The 16,647-nt window shown below is 67.9% G+C and carries 16 protein-coding genes and 1 other RNA gene; 7 read left to right on the forward strand and 10 right to left on the reverse strand.

Features of this window, described 5'->3' with window-relative positions:
- Window positions 1-40: 40 nt before the first annotated feature.
- Complete coding sequence (locus HDA44_RS13270) at window positions 41-229, reverse strand: hypothetical protein (RefSeq protein ID WP_184834254.1); 189 nt, start codon at window positions 227-229, stop codon at window positions 41-43.
- Between the two features lie 52 nt (window positions 230-281).
- Between HDA44_RS13270 and map the strand changes: the two genes are divergently transcribed.
- Window positions 282-1,130 (forward strand): type I methionyl aminopeptidase, encoded by an 849-nt coding sequence (gene map, locus HDA44_RS13275; protein WP_184834256.1) that lies wholly within the window; start codon window positions 282-284, stop codon window positions 1,128-1,130.
- A 9-nt stretch (window positions 1,131-1,139) separates the two neighbouring features.
- Here map and HDA44_RS13280 read toward each other — a convergent pair whose 3' ends face one another.
- Entirely contained in the window at window positions 1,140-2,666 is a 1,527-nt protein-coding gene (locus HDA44_RS13280; protein ID WP_184834258.1) for a S10 family peptidase, read from the reverse strand.
- A gap of 164 nt (window positions 2,667-2,830) precedes the next feature.
- On the opposite strand from HDA44_RS13280, the gene HDA44_RS13285 reads away from it, so the two are divergent.
- Both HDA44_RS13285 and rnpB read left to right on the forward strand, forming a co-directional pair.
- The gene (locus tag HDA44_RS13285) at window positions 2,831-3,199 is read left to right on the forward strand and encodes a DUF952 domain-containing protein (RefSeq protein WP_184834259.1); all 369 of its coding nucleotides are present in this window, start codon (window positions 2,831-2,833) and stop codon (window positions 3,197-3,199) included.
- Window positions 3,200-3,208: 9 nt separating this feature from the next.
- Window positions 3,209-3,609: RNase P RNA component class A (rnpB, locus tag HDA44_RS13290), an RNA gene on the forward strand.
- A 44-nt stretch (window positions 3,610-3,653) separates the two neighbouring features.
- Here the strand turns inward: rnpB and HDA44_RS13295 are convergent.
- Entirely contained in the window at window positions 3,654-4,217 is a 564-nt protein-coding gene (locus HDA44_RS13295) for a TetR/AcrR family transcriptional regulator (RefSeq protein ID WP_184834261.1), read from the reverse strand.
- Between the two features lie 98 nt (window positions 4,218-4,315).
- On the opposite strand from HDA44_RS13295, the gene HDA44_RS13300 reads away from it, so the two are divergent.
- Window positions 4,316-5,725: an MFS transporter gene (locus HDA44_RS13300; RefSeq protein ID WP_202887347.1), complete on the forward strand. Its 1,410-nt coding sequence runs from the start codon at window positions 4,316-4,318 to the stop codon at window positions 5,723-5,725.
- A gap of 211 nt (window positions 5,726-5,936) precedes the next feature.
- Window positions 5,937-6,347, forward strand: coding sequence for a phosphotransferase-like protein (locus tag HDA44_RS13305; protein WP_184834264.1), 411 nt, complete (start codon window positions 5,937-5,939; stop codon window positions 6,345-6,347).
- A gap of 665 nt (window positions 6,348-7,012) precedes the next feature.
- On the opposite strand, the gene HDA44_RS13310 is transcribed toward HDA44_RS13305, so the two are convergent.
- Complete coding sequence (locus HDA44_RS13310) at window positions 7,013-7,750, reverse strand: DUF899 domain-containing protein (RefSeq protein ID WP_184834266.1); 738 nt, start codon at window positions 7,748-7,750, stop codon at window positions 7,013-7,015.
- 106 nt (window positions 7,751-7,856) lie between these two features.
- On the opposite strand from HDA44_RS13310, the gene HDA44_RS13315 reads away from it, so the two are divergent.
- On the forward strand, window positions 7,857-9,002 hold the full coding sequence (locus HDA44_RS13315) for an alpha/beta hydrolase family protein (RefSeq protein ID WP_184834268.1): 1,146 nt from the start codon (window positions 7,857-7,859) through the stop codon (window positions 9,000-9,002).
- Between the two features lie 5 nt (window positions 9,003-9,007).
- On the opposite strand, the gene HDA44_RS13320 is transcribed toward HDA44_RS13315, so the two are convergent.
- Complete coding sequence (locus HDA44_RS13320; protein WP_184834270.1) at window positions 9,008-9,493, reverse strand: GNAT family N-acetyltransferase; 486 nt, start codon at window positions 9,491-9,493, stop codon at window positions 9,008-9,010.
- A gap of 53 nt (window positions 9,494-9,546) precedes the next feature.
- Between HDA44_RS13320 and HDA44_RS13325 the strand changes: the two genes are divergently transcribed.
- Complete coding sequence (locus HDA44_RS13325; protein WP_184834272.1) at window positions 9,547-10,113, forward strand: TetR/AcrR family transcriptional regulator; 567 nt, start codon at window positions 9,547-9,549, stop codon at window positions 10,111-10,113.
- On the opposite strand, the gene HDA44_RS13330 is transcribed toward HDA44_RS13325, so the two are convergent.
- The 5 genes from HDA44_RS13330 to HDA44_RS13350 form a co-directional block, all read right to left on the reverse strand.
- Window positions 10,110-11,543: an RNB domain-containing ribonuclease gene (locus HDA44_RS13330; RefSeq protein WP_184834274.1), complete on the reverse strand. Its 1,434-nt coding sequence runs from the start codon at window positions 11,541-11,543 to the stop codon at window positions 10,110-10,112. The genes HDA44_RS13325 and HDA44_RS13330 overlap by 4 nt on opposite strands.
- A 59-nt stretch (window positions 11,544-11,602) precedes the next feature.
- Complete coding sequence (locus HDA44_RS13335; protein WP_184834276.1) at window positions 11,603-12,718, reverse strand: bifunctional RNase H/acid phosphatase; 1,116 nt, start codon at window positions 12,716-12,718, stop codon at window positions 11,603-11,605.
- Between the two features lie 76 nt (window positions 12,719-12,794).
- Window positions 12,795-13,553, reverse strand: coding sequence for a zinc ribbon domain-containing protein (locus HDA44_RS13340; protein WP_238352439.1), 759 nt, complete (start codon window positions 13,551-13,553; stop codon window positions 12,795-12,797).
- A 15-nt stretch (window positions 13,554-13,568) separates the two neighbouring features.
- Window positions 13,569-14,702, reverse strand: coding sequence for a Nif3-like dinuclear metal center hexameric protein (locus HDA44_RS13345; RefSeq protein ID WP_184834278.1), 1,134 nt, complete (start codon window positions 14,700-14,702; stop codon window positions 13,569-13,571).
- A gap of 204 nt (window positions 14,703-14,906) precedes the next feature.
- Complete coding sequence (locus HDA44_RS13350) at window positions 14,907-16,544, reverse strand: glycoside hydrolase family 13 protein (protein WP_337905942.1); 1,638 nt, start codon at window positions 16,542-16,544, stop codon at window positions 14,907-14,909.
- Window positions 16,545-16,647: the final 103 nt, after the last annotated feature.

Genomic DNA, 16,647 nt, shown 5'->3' on the forward strand with positions numbered 1-16,647 from the left:
CGTCGGCTGACGGTTACGCGGTTTGCCGTGCCGGGTTGATTCAGTCGTCGTTCCATTTCGGGTCGTCGTCCCAGGATTCGTTGCGTTCCTGGACCTTCTCCAACGCCCGCGCGGCCTCCTCCGGCGAGCCGTACGGCCCGAGCCGGTCACCCGACTTCGCGCCCTGGTACGGCTCGACCTTGCCGGTCTTGGTGTTGTAGTACCACTCGTTGCTGTGATCGTCGCTCATCCGGCTGACCACCTCCTGAGGTCTTTGCACAACTCTTTAGAATGATCTCACCATGTCGATCCTCACTGCTGGGCGCATTTCGCCGCGCCGCGACGTTCCCGCATCCATTCCGCGCCCGGAGTACGTCGGCAAGCCGGCCCCGGCGCCGTACGACGGTTCGTACGTGACGTCGCCCGGCCTTGTCGAGAAGATGCGGGTCGCGAGCAAACTGGCAGCGCGGGCGTTGCAGGCGGCCGGCGCGGCCGCGAAGCCGGGCGTGACCACCGACGAGCTGGACGCGATCGGGCATGAGTACCTGGTGGAGCGTGGCGCGTACCCGTCGACGCTCGGCTACCGCGGGTACCCGAAGTCGCTGTGTACGTCGGTGAACGAGGTGATCTGCCACGGCATCCCCGACGATCGTCCGCTGGAGAACGGTGACATCGTCAACGTCGACATCACCGCGTACCTGGACGGTGTGCACGGCGACACGAACGCGACGTTCCTGGTCGGCGACGTCGACGAGGAAAGCCGGCTGCTCGTCGAGCGCACGCGGGAGGCGCTGAACCGCGGGATCAAGGCGGTCAAGCCCGGCCGGCAGGTGAGCATCATCGGGCGGGTGATCGAGTCGTACGCCAAACGTTTCGGGTACGGCGTCGTCCGTGACTTCACCGGCCACGGCATCGCCACGTCGTTCCACTCCGGCCTGATCATCCCGCACTACGACGACGAACGCTTCGACGACGTGATCGAGCCCGGCATGACGTTCACGATCGAACCGATGCTGACCCTGGGCTCGTACGACTACGACCTGTGGGACGACGGCTGGACCGCCACCACCAAGGACAAGTCCCGCACCGCCCAGTTCGAACACACCCTCCTGGTCACCGACACCGGCGCCGAAGTCCTCACCTTGCCCTGAACCCCAGGCTCACTGGTTGGTGGCCGTGGCGATGAAGGCGCCCAGGTCGGCGGCCTGCTGGATACGGGATTGTTCGTGGACGTACATCATGTGGCCGGCCGGGTAGTACCTGGTTTGGATGTTGGGGGTCAGTTCGGCGGGGATGGGGAGGCGGGCGAGGGTGTGTTCGGTGGCGAAGTACGGGGTGGCGCCGTCGTAGTGCCCGGAACCCACGTACACCTGCAGATGGGGGTTCATCCGCATCGCCTCGGCGAGCTTCTCCGCGACGGTGATCTGCTGACCCTCGAACTCCTTGAACGACCATTTCCCGGCCGCGTCCGCGTTGATGATCTCGTACGGGAGATCGTTCTCGTAGCCGAGTTCGACGCGTACGTAATGATTCAGCGCCGCCGAGTACGGCCCGGTGATCGCGTTCATCGACGGATCGCGATCGGGCGTTTCCGACCCGTAGTCCGCGTTCCATCCGGTGAACCGCCCGTCCAGCCGGCCGACCGTCTGCCGGCGCGAACGCAACAACTCACCGAAGAACCGCAGGTGCTCGATCCGCAGGTTCACCCGGTCGATGTAGTCCTCGCTGAGACCGGTCAGTTCCGCCAGCCGGGTGACCACCTCGGCGCGGTAGTCCGCCGGGATTCGGTTGCCCTGGGCAAGCGCATTCGGGTACCGCCCGGCCGCGAACCGCTCCGCGTCGGCGAGCAGCTCCTCGAGTGAACGATCCGGAATCAGCCCGTGGTAGTGCGCGATCGCCGCGTACGTCGGCAGGAACAGCGTGTACGGAAGATCGTTCCCCGGCGTGAAATCGAGGGTCCCGAACTCCAGCACCACCGAAATCAGCATCACGCCGTTCAGGTACATCCCGTACCGCTTCTGCAGATGCCACGCGAGCCCGGCCGCGCGCGTCGTCCCGTACGACTCGCCGGCCAGGAACTTCGGCGACATCCACCGCCCGTTCCGCGACGTCCACAGCCGGATCACCTCGCCGACCGACTCCAGATCCCGGGTGAACCCGTGGTAGTCCCCCGGCTTCTCCCCTTCGGCCGCCCGTGAGTACCCGGTCGAAACCGGGTCGATGAACACCACGTCGCTGTACTTCAGCAACGTCTCCGCGTTGTCGGCGATCGCGTACGGCGGCGCGGCCAGCTCGCCCACGTCCCCCGACACCACCCGGCGCGGACCGAGCAGCCCGAGGTGCAGCCACAGACTCGACGACCCCGGCCCACCGTTGAACGCGAACGTCACCGGCCGCTCCGCCGCCTCCGCGTCGTCCAGCGTGTACGCCGTGACGAAAACCTCCGCCTTCGGCTTCAGCCCATCGAACTTCCCGTCGGTGTACACCTCCTCGCGAAGCACGATCCGCCCGGTGGTCGCCGTGTACCGCAGTTCCGCGCCGTCGATCGTCAGCGTGTGCCGCGTCGTGACCAGGTCGTCCACCGGCGTGGCCGGCTTCGTCGTCGTCCCGGCCTCTGTCGTCCCGGCCTCTGTCGTCCCGGGCTTTGCCGTACCGGCCTGGACCTCACCGCGCTCCTCGTTCACCATGCCGAGCACCCTAATCCACCCGCGCTGACCGGCAAGAGATCGGCAGTTCGACAGGTAGTACACCGGCGAGACACCGTACACAGGAATGCGATCACGCTCAGGTGCACTAGGTGCTCACCGAGACCTCCTGTCGAACTGCCGATCGAGGGCACTAGCTTTGGTTCATGGCGACCATCTTTCACATCGCTTTCACCGAGCAGTGGGCGGCGGCGCGGGCGGCCGGCTGTTACCGCTGGTCGACCCGCGGCAAGAGCCTCGACGACGGCGCGACGTTCATCCACGCCTCCCGTCCGGAACAGGTCGCGCTGGTGGCCAACTTCGCGTACGACGACGTGACCGAGCCACTGTGCTTGCTGGTGATCGACACCGCCCGGCTGGTGTCCGCGTTGTGCGACGAAGACCTGGAAGGTACCGGGATGAGCTTTCCGCACATCTACGGTCCGTTGAACCTGGACGCGGTGGTCGACGTACGCCCGTACGCCCGGGGTGTGGACGGCCTGTGGCCGGAGGTGACCGCCGAGGCCGTATCCTGAATCATGGAACGGGTCGGTCGGGCGATCGCGTCGGCCTGGCAACAGGCCGCCGAGGAAAGTCCGGACTCCACAGGGCAGCGTGGTGGGTAACGCCCACCCGGGGCAACCCGCGGGACAGTGCCACAGAAAACAAACCGCCAGCGGCTCCAATGAACCCCGTGGTTCACTGGAGTGCGGGTAAGGGTGAAACGGTGGTGTAAGAGACCACCAGCTCCGCAGGTGACTGCGGAGGCTAGGTAAACCCCACGTGGAGCAAGGCCAAGAAAGGCAGTGGGCAACCACTCGCCGGCGCGAGCGACTGAGGGCGGCCCGCCCGAGCTCGCGGGTAGGCCGCAAGAGGTGCCCGGCAACGGCCACCGTAGATGGATGATCGCCGACCACAGAATCCGGCTTACAGACCGACCCGTTCCACCCTCACACTTGCGAGCCCCGCTCCGTAGGCAGGGCTGGCGTCTCAGAGCAGTCGATCGACCAAGTTGTCTACGTAGGTTGGCGTGAGCGGGCCCGCGTTGAAGAGGACTCGGATGTACAGGGGCGCCAGAACATGGTCCAGTACGTCGTCGATCGGGGGTGTGGTTTCGCCGCGTTCCTGGGCGCGGTCCAGCATGGACTGGAGTTGCTGGGAGCGGTCGGCGAGGAGGTTGTCTCGGGCGCGGATGCCTTGTTCGCCGGCGCTGTGCAGTGCGAGCAGCAGTTGCAGGAGGGCCGGTCCGTCGGGGCCGGTGATTTCGCGCGCGACGGCGGCCGCGTACGCGCGTAGGTCCCCGGCGATGCTCCCGGTGTCCGGCATCGGCGAGCGCGCGTTCAGCCGCGTGAGCATCACGTCGGTCAGGAGCGCTTCCAAGCTCCCCCACCGGCGATAGACGCTGCTGTCGGCCACCCCGGCGCGCGCCGCGACCTCCCCGACGGTGAAGTTCCCGTACCCACGCTCGCCGACCAGACCGGTGACCGCTTCGTGCACCGCCGCCTGTACGCGCGCGCTCCGCCCACCTGGCCGCCGGGCTCGTCTCTCATCCACGCCTCCACCTTAACGCAGTTACCACTTGCGTTTACCGCGACCCGGTCATACAGTCACTAACGCAGTCACGGACTGCATTTAGCGATGAGAGGACCGCGTTGACCGCGTACGAGAAGACCGCAGCACCCAGCATCACGCACAACACCCGCAACCGAGCAGCACTCCTGACCCTGACCTGCCTGGGACAGTTCATGGTGCTGCTGGACAACACGATCGTCGGCGCGGCACTGCCAGATATGCAGCATCGGCTGCACGTCGACCTGACCGGCCTGCAATGGATCGTCGACGCGTACGTACTGCTCGTCGCGATGCTGCTCTTGTCCGGCGGCGTCTTCGCGGACCGCTTCGGCCGCAAACGCCTGTACCTGATCGGCGTCGCGATCTTCACCGTCGCGTCCGCGTTGTGTTCGCTCGCCCCCTCGCTCGGCTGGCTGATCGCGGGCCGCGCGCTCCAAGGCATCGGCGCCGCGGCGCTCTCCCCCGCCTCGCTGGCGCTACTCGCCGTCGCGTACCCGCGCCCCGAGGAACGGGTCAAGGCGATCGGTCTCTGGGCCGGCTTCAGCGGCATCGGTCTCGCCGCCGGGCCGCTGGCCGGTGGCGTACTGACGGACACCTTCGGCTGGCCCGCCATCTTCCTCGTGAACCTTCCGATCGGCGTCGTACTGCTGCTGGCCGGTCGTCGCGTACTGGGTGAGTCCCGCAGCCCGAACGCTCCCGCGATCGACATCCCGGGAACGTGGCTGTCCGTACTCGCGGTCGGAGCACTCACGTACGGGCTGATCGAAGGCGGCGCGAGCGGCTGGACCTCACCGGTGATCCTCAGCGCCTTCGCGGCGGGCACCGTACTCCTCGTCGCCTTCCTCGTCGTCGAACACCGTCGAGCCGCACCGATGCTGCCGTTGCGGTTGTTCCGGCAGCGGCTGTTCACGGTTTCCAACACGGCGATGGTCGTTGTTGGTTTCGCGCTGATGGGGTCGTCGTTCTTCTTCTCGCAGTTCTTCGTGTCGGTGCAGGGCAGCTCGCTTCTGCGCGCGGCTCTGCAGACGCTTCCGGTTTCGCTGACGATGGTGATCGTCAGCCCGTACGCCGGCCGACTCGCTGCCCGGTACGGGTTCCGGATCGTCGTCACTGCCGGGTTGGCGCTGGCCGGGGTTGGGCTGGTTGCGCTCGGCCTTGTGCATGCGGACACCGGGTACGGGAATGTTTGGTGGCGGTTGGCGATCGCCGGCGCCGGGTTCGCGTTGACGATGTCACCGTTGACCGGCGCCGCGATTCAGGCAGTCAATCCGCAGGAAGGCGGTCTCGCGTCGGGAATCAGCAGCACTACCCGGCAGATCGGTGCAGTCCTTGGCGTGGCGGTGCTCGGGGCGATAGTCCGTACGCGCGAATCCAACGGAGCAACCTTCGAAGCAGGCCTCAACACCGCCTTCACCACAGCCGGCATCATCACCCTGACCACCGCCATCTTCACCGCCCTCTGGCTGACAAAAGACAAAACTCCGCGATAGGACTCCGCGCGCTACCTTCGTCGTTGCGCTCCTCACCGCCCGGGGCTCGTGCTTCTCGCGCGGGGTTGGTGATTGCCGTGGTGTCGTGTAGTTGCCGGTAACAAGGATCTGTCCCGGGCCGCTGGTTGTTGGTCTGGATCATTTCTACGACATGTTCCCGTCCGACTGGGCCGGACATCCGCGCGGACCTGGGCCAGGATTCTGGCAGGACGTGGTGCTGGACCAGGACGGGAAGCCCTGCATTGTCACGCATTACGGTGCTGCCGGGGTCCGGCTGCTCGCCGGCATGCGCGCGTCCGTACTCGCCCTGCTGAACACCGGAAACGACATCATCCTTGACGAGATGCCGGTCGACAAGACGGTCATGCCGGCCTGGCGTGAAGTGCTTGCTGGCTATGACGCGTACTGGGTGGCGCTGCGGGCACCGCTCGACGTGATCGAACAACGCGAGGACGAACGGAACCACGGGCGCCACATCGGCAATGCGCGCGGGCATGAAGGGCATGGGATGGATGGACGGTTCGACCTCGTGCTGGACACTGCTGAGCTGTCGCCGGACGCTCGCGCAATCGCCATCATCGATGCCTTTAGCAACCAAGCGCGGGGGTCTTCCGGTAGGTGACGGCCGTTGGGTGGAGGTAACCGGCAGGCGGCGGGCGGAGGGGTTCACCTCTTAAGTGGACGGCTCATCCCTCGTATGCCGGGCAGTAACCGACCAGCTGAGAGGTGAACCTGTGGGATGGGCCGGTGACGCGCACGGGTGAGAGGTGAATGGGAGGTCGGCGGCTGGATCGCCGGCGGTTGGTCCGGCAGGAAGCCCGCGTGGTTCCATCACCAGCATCCATCAGGCCGAACGCACCGGCATTGGTAGTAACCCCGCGTAGCAAGCGCAGGTCGCGCACTGGGCTGACGGCCACCGTGCCGCCAAGGTCGCGCCGCTGGGCGCGCTGTCCAGGGCGGCAACCCCGCAAACCCCCAGCGGCAGCCGCGAAAGACCAGGCGACAGCCCCATCCCGGCGACAGCCGCGGAAGAGCAGGCGACAAGCCACGTCCTGGCGAGAGCACCGCAGACCTGGCGACAGCTCGGAAATCCGGCGACAGCCGGAGAACCCGACGGAGGCGGGCAAGTCCGGCTCCACAGCGAACCGCCGTACCAGCGGGCGGCTCGCGTACGTGGACGCCGGTGAATGCACCGGCGCTAGGCCTGGACGGGTGGGAGCGCGAGTAGCAGGCGCGAGAGGAGCGGAGCGACGGAGCACCGGCGGAGCGGGGGCGGGTGGGTGGTTGTTAGTGGCAGGGGGTTTCTTCTGTGGGGGGTTTGGGGGTGCGGCCGGATGGTTTCTCCCAGGGTTCTTGGCGGCCGAGGGGGGTTAGGTCGAGGGCGGTGACTGTGAAGGTCATGGCGTCTGGGCCGCGGCCGTAGGTGGAGTAGGTGTGGTAGATCTGCTCGCCGTCTTGCAGGAAGCAGCTCATGCCGTGTAGGTCGAAGGGTTGCGGGCTTTGGGTGAACTCGTTGTCGGGCTGTACGTCCCAGTCGGCTTTCGAGCGGTAGTTGTATTCGAACGGCACCCGCGACTCGTCCAGGGTGACGTGGAAGTCGTAGTTGAAGTCCGTGTCGCCTGATGAGTACCACGGGTATTCCCAGCCGCGCGTTTCCCGGTACGCGGCGAGTTTCTCGTACGGTGCGCGTGACACCAGCGCGAAGGACGTGTTCGCCTCGTGCAGGCTGTTCTGTGTACCGATGTCGTCCACCAGCCACGTGCAGTTCGAGCAGCCCGCGTCCCACTCGGGCTGGAACATGAAATGGTATACCAAAAGTTGCGGGCGGCCTTCGAAGAGATCGAGGAGGCTGGCCGGGCCGGCGGCGCCGGTGAAGGTGTAGGGCTTGTCGAGGCGCACCATCGGGAGTTCGCGGCGGCGGGTGTTCAGTGCGTCGCGTTGTTTGGTGAACGCCTTCTCCTCGGCCAGCAGCGCGCGGCGCGCGGTCAGCCATTCGTCGCGGGACACGATCTCCGGCAGGTTCATTCGAGCTCCTCAAGTACGCAAAACGACAACGAATCAGCACCGATCACCTGGTACGTCGGAGCGGACGTACCGGGTTCGACACGACCTGGATGCGAAACTTGGGAGCATGCGCAGACGGGTACGCACCAGCATCGTGATCCTGATTCTGGTCGTGCTTCTCGGCGGGGCCGGGTACGTCGGGTGGGTGCTGGTGCAGCGCTCGGAGCCGGTGTCGTTGCCGGAGCCGACCGGGAACTTCCAGGTCGGGCGCAGGACGTTCGAGTGGACGGATACGCCGCGGCGCGATCCGTACGCGGATGGTCCGCGCAAGCTGGCTGTCTGGCTTTGGTATCCCGTCGCGAAACAGACCACCGGGCACCGTGTCGAGTACGCGCCCGGACTGTGGAGTGGTCTGCACCTGAAAGCGCCACTCTCGTTGCTGCAGGGGCCGTTCGACACGCTGCAGGATCGCGCGCTGGACCGGGCGGCGATCGCGCCGGGGCGGTTCCCGGTGGTTGTGCTGATGCCGGGGATGGGCCTATCGGCGCCGATGTACGCGGCGCTGGCCGAGGATCTCGCGAGTCACGGGTACCTGGTCGCGGGCGTCACCCCGACGTACTCCGCGAACCTCACCGTGCTCGCCGGCCAGAGTGTCGAGAGCAAACCGGCCGCGAACCCGTCGAACCTCGGCGACAGCAACGAGGCCGCGCGACAGACCGGCGATCAACTGGTGAACGTCTGGGCCGCCGACGCGCGGTTCGCGGCCGGCATGGTCGCGAAGCAAGTCCCTGGTTCGGTCGACAACGCGGTCGGGCCCTCGTACGTCGGCCACTCGTTCGGCGGCGCCGCGTCGCTCGAAGCGTGCCGGCAGGACTCGCGGTGTACGGCGGCGGTCGACCTGGACGGCGCGCAGTTCGGCGACGTGGTGCAGAAGGGCGTCAAGGCACCGATGCTGCTGCTCGGTGCCGACGACTCGTGCATCACCAGCGTCTGCGGCCCGGACGCCAAGAACGACGACAGCCGGGACCGCGCCCTCTCGTTGCTCAAGGCAAGCACTGGTACGTCGTGGTGCGCGACCGTCCCGGGCAGCAGGCACTTCAACTTCACCGACTACGGCGTGTACTACCTCGCGTACCCGCTGCGCAAGTTCCTCCCGCTCGGCAGCGTCGACCCGCGGCACGCGCTGACGGTCCAGAACGGGTACATCACCACGTTCCTCTCCCACGTCATCCACGGAACCGCCGCGCCCGGCGCCCCGACCTGCCAGAAATAAGGAACCTACAGGTCCAATTCGTAGGTCTGGCCAAGGAGTTTGTCTCCCCACAGCTCGTGCGGCTCGGAGGCGGTGAGACGGAACCCGCGGTTCAGATAGATGTGCCGGGCCGCGGCCAGCGGATCGTTGGTCCACAGCACCATCCGCTTGTACCCGGCGTCGCGGGCGAAGGCGAGGCAGGTGTCGACCAGCTCGGCACCAAGCTTCAGGCCGCGCGCGGCCGGGGTGACCAGCAGCAGCCGGAGTTGCGCGGTCGTCTCGTCCGGGCCACGGACGCAGAAGATGCTGCCGGCCCGCTCGCCGTCGACCTCGGCGATCCACGCCGCTTCACGGACCTCGTCGTGCTCGGTCGCGTACGCCGCCACGAGCTGCGCGATCAGCGTTTCGTACGCGACTCCCCAGCCGTACTCGGCCGCGTACACCTCCGCGTGCGACTGCACCACCCAGCCGAGATCGCCCGGTTTGCCCAGCTTCCTGATCAGTTTCGTCATCAACCCACACCCGATCTACTGACACGACTGTTTCAGTACGCAATACTAGCCCCGTGCCGACCACCAAGGAAGCCCCTTCCGCCCGGGAGCAGGAGCTGCTGGAACGCGCCTACGCGTACTCGCTGACGCACGGCCTGGGCGACCTGTCGCTGCGCCCGCTGGCGACCGCGATCGGGTCGAGCCCGCGGGTGCTGCTGTTCCTGTTCGGCAGCAAGGACGGCCTGATCCGGGCCCTGCTCGCCCGCGGGCGCGCCGACCAGCTGGAGCTCCTGCGCCGGACCGAGCAGCAGTACGACGAGCCGCCCGGCCTGACCGTGGTCGCGCACGAACTGTGGACCTGGCTGGCCGCGCCGGAACGCCGGCCGCTCATGACGTTCTGGGTCGAGGCGTACGGGCGGTCGCTGGTCTCACCCGAAGGACCGTGGGCCGACTTCGCGCGCTCCACGGTCGACGACTGGCTCGAACTGCTCAAGACAAGCGCGCCGGACGAGACGGAAGCGCGGCGTACGGGCGTACTCGCGATGCTCCGCGGAGCGCTGATCGACCTACTCGCGACCAACGACCTCGCCCGCACCACAGCCGCCCTCGACGACTACCTGGCCGGCACGAAAACTCCTTAGTGGAGCAGCTCGAAGGCGATCGTGCGTTTGGCGATGTCGGCCTCCACGAGCCGTACGCGGGCCTGCCGGCCGAGCGGCAGCGCGGTACCGGTGACCCGGCCCTCGATCGCGATCTTGGTCAGCGCGACGACGCCGCGACCGTTCTCCCGCTCGTCGACCTCGGTGATCACCCCGTCGAACTCCGCGCCGACCTGATCCGCGACCAGCCCGGCCTCGACCATGCTGACGATCGCCCGTTCGTACGCGTGCGCCCGCCGGTCCGCCTCGTCCATCATCTTCGGGATTTCGTCCATCGACTCGCGCACCCACGCCGGTACCTCGGTGCCCGCGGACAGCGCGACGCAGATCTCGCTCGTCCACCGGTCCACCAGCCGCCGCAGCGGCGCGGTCGCATGCGCGTACTCCGCCTTCATCGCCGCGTGCTGCGGCTGCTCCGGCACGCTCCCGTCGAACGCGCTGTAGCCGGCGCCGCGGAACAGTACGGTGCAGGCCGCGAGCATCGCCGCGTTCGCCGGAACCTTCGGGTCCAGGCCGTGGATGAACTGCGCGTACGGTGTCGCGTCCGGCCATTCGATGCCGAGCGCCTTCGCGGTGTTGCCGAGTTTGCGGCGCAGATCGTCATGCGATTCGGGCAAGGTACGCAGGATGCCGATCTTGCCTTTCATCATCAGCTCGGCCGCGGCCATGCCGGTGAGCAGGGAGATCTGCGCGTTCCAGCCCTCGACCGGCAGCGGCGCGCGGAACTCCAGGCCCCACCCGTGGTTCGAGGTGACGACCTCCTGATCCGGGATCGGCAGGTTGACGCCGCCACGGTCGAGCTCGCGCTGCTCGCGGAGCTTGCCGACCTCACGCAGCAGTTGCAGCGGCTCCGGTGCCGTACCCGCGTCCAGATCCTTCTGTACGCCGGCGTAGTTCAGCTTGGCGCGTGACTTCATCAGAGCACGTTCGCACGTGACGGCCGTACCTTCGCCGGTCGCGTCGAGTGTCATCGTCCAGAGGACGGCCGGGCGGATCTGGCCGGGCAGGAGGGACGCGGCCGCCTCGGAAAGCTCCGGCGGGTGCAGCGGGGTTCGCTTGTCCGGCGCGTACAGGGTTTCGCCGCGCCGGCGGGCCTCGAGGTCGATCGGGTCGCCGGGTTGTACGTACGCGGCGACGTCGGCGATCGCGTAGTACACCGTGTAGCCGGTGCTGGTTCGCTCGATGTGTACGGCTTGGTCGAGATCCATCGAGTCCGGTGGGTCGATGGTGACGAACGGGAGATCGGTCCGGTCGAGCTCCGGCAGCCGCGCGTTCCCGGCCGCCGCGAGCGCCGCCGCGGTCACCTCGGGCGGGAAGGCAGCCGGCACCTCCAGCTCCCGCCGGATGTCCTGCAACGACGCCCGAAACACCTCAGGCACGTCCTCAGCAAACCGAACCTTCTGCAGCGGCATGCAGTCAGACTAGGGCACACCACAATCCACCACGGCCAGGTACGCCGGGTGGGTGGTGGTCAGGGCTGGACGTTGAACGAGCGGAGAGAGGCCAGGCCGTCGGCGTACCAGTTGACTTCGGTGAGAGTGGCGGGGCGGAGTTCCATGCGGAACATCGCGCTCATGGGGGCCTGTAGCACCGATCGGACCATCAGCTTGATCGGGGTCACGTGGGTGACCACGACGACTGTCTTGCCCGGGTACCGGGAGAGCAGGCCGTCTCGCGCGGAGCGTGCCCGTCGCGCGCAGCTGTCGAACGATTCACCGCCCGGCGGCGCGACGCTGGTCGACTCGAGCCAGGCGTTCAACGCATCCGGCCACTTCTTCTGTACTTCGGCGAACGTATGCCCGTCCCAATCCCCGAACGAACACTCCACCCAACCGTCGTCCACCACCACGCTCAACCCGAGCCGCTCCGCCACCACCGAAGCAGTCTCCCGGGCCCGCCGCATCGGCGAACTCACCACCGCATCAATCGCGCCGGCGTTGAGCAGGTACGCGGCGGCGGCCGTGGCTTGATCGCGGCCGTTCTCGCTGAGTGACGGGTCGTCGCCACCCGAACCCGAGAAGCGTTTTTCAGCAGTGTGCGGGGTTTCGCCATGCCGCAGGAAGATCAACCTGGTCGGCGGCTCACTCGGCGCCCCCCAACCACGCATCGCCTTCTGCTGATCCGACGCCGCCGGCACCGCACTCGCCGCGGCACCAGCCGGCGCCGGCCGCAGTGGGATCGGGACCCCGTCCAAGGCATTGTTCGCCAGCGCGTCAGCGGCAGCGTTCTTCGCGCGTGGCACCCAGGTCCACTCGGTCCCGAACGGTGCCAGCCCCTGCGCCTTGATCGCCAGCGGCTGCAGGTCCGGGTGCTTGATCTTCCATCGCCCGGCCATCTGCTCGATCACCAGCTTGGAGTCCATCCGCACCTCGATCGAGGCATCCGGCGCGTACTCCGCCGCCAGCTCGAGCCCGGCCACCAACCCCGAGTACTCGGCGACGTTGTTGGTGGCGATCCCCAACGTCCGCCCCTGCTGCGCGATCACCTGCCCAGAGACGGGATCGCGTACCAACGCCCCGTACGCGGCCGGACCCGGGTTCCCGCGCGACCCACCGTCAGCCTCGACGATGACATGGTCAGCACTCATCCACGTCCTCGCTTCGCTCCGGGCGCGGATGAGGCACGAAATGCGCTGTGCTCGACGGTGAGCTCGCTTCGCTCGCTCACGCGGCGCTCTCCGACGTACGGACCAGGATCCGCCCGCACTCCTCGCAGCGCAGCACCGCGTCGGCGGGCGCGGCCTTGATCGTGTTCAGGTCCGACGGCGAGAGCTCCATCCGGCAGCCCATACAGCGCTTGCCGACGAGCGGCGCGGCGCCGATCCCGCCGTTGTGCTCACGAAGCCGCTGGTACTGCGTGACCAGCTGCTCCGGCAACTCCGCGACCACCTTGGCGCGCTGATCCGCGATACCCGCTCGCTGCTCGTCGAGCTCCTTGAGCGTCGAGTCCCGCGTCGTCTCCAGCTCGGACTGCCGGCCGGCGAACGCCTCCGCCCGGGTACGCAGACCGGACTGCACCACCTCGGCGGCTTCGAGCTTTTCCATCACCTCGAGCTCGGAGTCCTCCAGGTCGGAGATCCGCCGGTCCAGCGAACCGATCTCGTGCTGCAGGTTCTCCAGGTCGCGTGGCGAGGTGACCTGACCGGAGTCGAGCCGCTGCTGGTTCCGCGCGCGGCGCTGGCGGACCTGCTCGACGTCACTGTCGGCCTTCTTCTGCTCACGCTGCAGATCGCTGACCTCGGTGTCCGCCGTGACCAGCTCACGATCGACCACCGACTTCTCGGCGGCCAGGTCCTTCAGCGCCTTGTGCTCGGGCAACGACGCGCGCTTGTGCGCGACCTGATCCAGCTGCAGGTCGAGATCCTGCAGGTCCAGCAACCGGCGTTGGACGGCGGGCTCGGCGTTCAGAGTCGGCTCCTTCAACTTGTGGCGGCGTACTCAGATCCGCAGCGTCCAGGCGTCCGTGCAGAGGGTTGAGATGTGAGTGTCCACGGTACTGCCTTGGGCCGCCAGACCCTCTACCAGGAGGCGTTCCGCGTCCGCGAGCCACGGCCATTCGCTGGCCCAGTGCGCGACGTCGACCAGCGCCGGGTCGCCGTACGCCCGGGCCTCGGTCGCGGGGTGATGCCGAAGGTCGGCGGTCAGGTACGCGTCGACGCCGGCCGCGCGGACCCGGTCGAACTCCGAGTCCCCCGCTCCCCCGACCACCGCGACCGTCCGGATCATCCGGTCCAGCTCGCCGGACACGCGTACGCCGTGCTCGGTGCGCGGCAGGCGCTCCCCGACCAGTCGCGCGAACTCGGTCAGCGGAAGCGCCTCCGCGAGTACGCCGATCCGCCCGCCGCCGCGGTTGCTCGGCAACTCGGCCAGCTCGTACACGTCGTACGCGGGCTCTTCGTACGAGTGCGCGGCGATCAGTGCTTCGACGACCGCGCGGCGCTTCCGGCGCGGGAGGATCATCTCGAGCCGATGCTCGGGTACGACCTCGATGTCGCCGACCCGGCCGATGGTCGGGTTCGCGCCGGCCAGCGGACGGAATGTGCCTTCGCCGGTAGCGCTCCAGGCGGCCCGTTCGTAGTCGCCGATCTGACCGGCGCCGGCCTTCGCCAGCGCGTCCAGCATCGCCTGGGTCTCGGCGACCGGGACGAACACGACCACCTTGTCCATCGGCTCGGCCGGCATCGCCTTCAACGGCCGGGTGTCACGCAGGCCGATCGCGGCGGCGAGCGCGTCGCTGACCCCTGGGTTGGCGTTGTCCGCGTTCGTGTGACACACGTGCAGCGCGACGCCGGCGCGGATCAGGTCGTGGACGACCCTGCCCTTCGGGGTGTTCGCCGCCACGCTGTTCACACCGCGCAGCAACAGCGGGTGATGCGTGACCAGCAGGTCGTACCCGCCCGCGATCGCCTCGTCCACCACTGCCCGGATCGGATCGACGGCGAACAGCACCCGGCGTACCTCTTGATCCGGATCGCCCGTGACCAGGCCGACCGCGTCCCAGGACTCCGCCCAGGCAGGGTCGTACAGCCGGTCGAGAATTGAGATCACGTCAGCAAGTGTCGTCACGGGCATATCCTGACATTTGCGGTTTTCTGCTGGATTGTGACGGGGGCAGCCGCCCGGTGCCCCCGCCACAACCAGTTCCGCCGGTGCGGGTGCTGGTGTGGTGGAGCGACCGCCCCGCCGCGTCCACCACCACACCCGCTCCGACGGGTCGCTCCGGCCACAGGGGGAGTGCCGTCTCGGGACGGCCGGACCGGAGCGAGTTCTTGAGGCCTAGATCAGCCAGGCCGTTGTGTCACCGGGGAGCTTGTCCCCGTCGAGCGGTCCGCTGGACAGGACGACCGCGGCGTCCGGCAGCTCCACCGGAGCGACGCCGAAGTTCGTCACGCACTGCCAGCCGCCGGGCCGGGTGAAGTGCATGACCGAGTCCGACTCGTCCACCCAGGTCAGCGAGTTGCCGGTCCGCAGCCCGCGCCGTACCGCCAGGGCCTTGCGGTACAGGCTCAGCGTCGACTCCACGTCGGCCTGCTGCGCCTCGACCGAGTACGCCCCGAACCACTTCGGCTGGACCAGGTGCGAACCGCCCGAACCGAAGCCGAAGGACAGCCCTTCGACGGTCCACGGGATCGGCACCCGGCAGCCGTCGCGGCCCTTCTCGGCACCCTTCGAGCGGAAGTACGCCGGGTCCTGCAGGTTCGCGGCCGGCAGCTCGCCGACCTCCTGCAGGCCGAGTTCCTCGCCCTGGTACAGGTACGCCGAGCCGGGCAGCGCGAGCATCAGCAGCGTCGCGGCGCGCGCCCGGCGGAGACCGAGGGCCACGTCGACGGTCGGCTCGGTGCCGTTGCTGAGCAGCCAGTCCTTACCGTCCTGCCAGCCGCCCTTCGGGTTCTTCGGCAGGCCGTACCGGGTCGCGTGGCGGACCACGTCGTGGTTGGAGAACACCCAGGTCGACGACGAGCCGTTCTCGTCCGCGAGAGCGAGGTTGGCCTCGATCACCTGGCGGAACTTCTCGTACTCGAAGTCGGCCTGCAGCAGGTCGAAGTTGAACGCCTGCCCGAGCCCGTCGGCGCTCGCGTACCGGGCCCGGCGGGAGGCCGGTACGAACGCCTCGGCGACCGCCGAACGCGGCGGGTCGTACGTGTTCAGCAGCTTGCGCCAGTCCTTGTAGATCTCGTGCACGCCGTCCTGGTCCCAGAGCGGGTGCTTGCCGTACGACTCCGACTGCCTCGGCAGCGCGGCCTGCGACGGGAACGGCTCGGACAGGTCCTTCACCAGCGCGTGCGCGACGTCGACGCGGAAGCCGTCCACGCCACGGTCGGACCAGAACTTCAGCGTGTCCAGGAAGTCCGAGCGGACCTCCGGGTGCTGCCAGTTCAGGTCGGGCTGCTCGGCGGCGAACATGTGCAGGTACCACTGGCCGTCGTCGGTCTGCGCCCAGGCGGACCCACCGAAGACCGAGTCCCAGTCCGACGGCGGCTGGTCGGGGGCGCCGTCGAGGCCGTCCCGGAAGATGTACCGATCGCGGGCCGGGTGCCCCTTGGCCGCCGCCAGCGCCTCGACGAACCACTCGTGCCGGTTCGACGTGTGGTTCGGAACGATGTCGACGATCAGCTTGATGCCCTCGACGTGCAGCGCCTCGACCAGCTGGTCGAAGTCCTCCAGCGTGCCCAGTCGCGGGTCGACGTTGCGGTAGTCGTCCACGTCGTACCCACCGTCGGCCAGCGCGGACGGGTAGAACGGGCTCAGCCACACCGCATCGATGCCCAGCGCCACCAGGTACGGGACTCGACTGATGATGCCCGGCAGGTCACCGACGCCGTCGCCGTTGGCGTCGGCGAAGCTGCGCGGGTAGATCTGGTACACGACTGCCTGCCGCCACCAGTCGGGATCGGTCGTCTGCGGACCAGTCACGATCGCCTCACTCGGAATCTGTTGGTAACCCAGGGTTTATATATAGGCTCTAAATTTAGAATCTGCATGTATTCTGCGGGCGAGACGACGACCAGGTCAAGGG

The sequence above is a fragment of the Kribbella solani genome (assembly GCF_014205295.1).
In the GTDB taxonomy this organism is placed as follows: domain Bacteria; phylum Actinomycetota; class Actinomycetes; order Propionibacteriales; family Kribbellaceae; genus Kribbella; species Kribbella solani.

Coding starts and splice junctions, on each gene's coding strand:
- HDA44_RS13330 (WP_184834274.1), bottom strand. CDS start 11,543: ATGCCGCTGCAGAAGGTTCGGTTTGCTGAGGACGTGCCTGAGGTGTTT.
- HDA44_RS13315 (WP_184834268.1), top strand. CDS start 7,857: ATGCGCAGACGGGTACGCACCAGCATCGTGATCCTGATTCTGGTCGTG.
- HDA44_RS13310 (WP_184834266.1), bottom strand. CDS start 7,750: ATGAACCTGCCGGAGATCGTGTCCCGCGACGAATGGCTGACCGCGCGC.
- HDA44_RS13280 (WP_184834258.1), bottom strand. CDS start 2,666: ATGGTGAACGAGGAGCGCGGTGAGGTCCAGGCCGGTACGGCAAAGCCC.
- map (WP_184834256.1), top strand. CDS start 282: ATGTCGATCCTCACTGCTGGGCGCATTTCGCCGCGCCGCGACGTTCCC.
- HDA44_RS13345 (WP_184834278.1), bottom strand. CDS start 14,702: ATGCCCGTGACGACACTTGCTGACGTGATCTCAATTCTCGACCGGCTG.
- HDA44_RS13335 (WP_184834276.1), bottom strand. CDS start 12,718: ATGAGTGCTGACCATGTCATCGTCGAGGCTGACGGTGGGTCGCGCGGG.
- HDA44_RS13320 (WP_184834270.1), bottom strand. CDS start 9,493: ATGACGAAACTGATCAGGAAGCTGGGCAAACCGGGCGATCTCGGCTGG.
- HDA44_RS13285 (WP_184834259.1), top strand. CDS start 2,831: ATGGCGACCATCTTTCACATCGCTTTCACCGAGCAGTGGGCGGCGGCG.
- HDA44_RS13270 (WP_184834254.1), bottom strand. CDS start 229: ATGAGCGACGATCACAGCAACGAGTGGTACTACAACACCAAGACCGGC.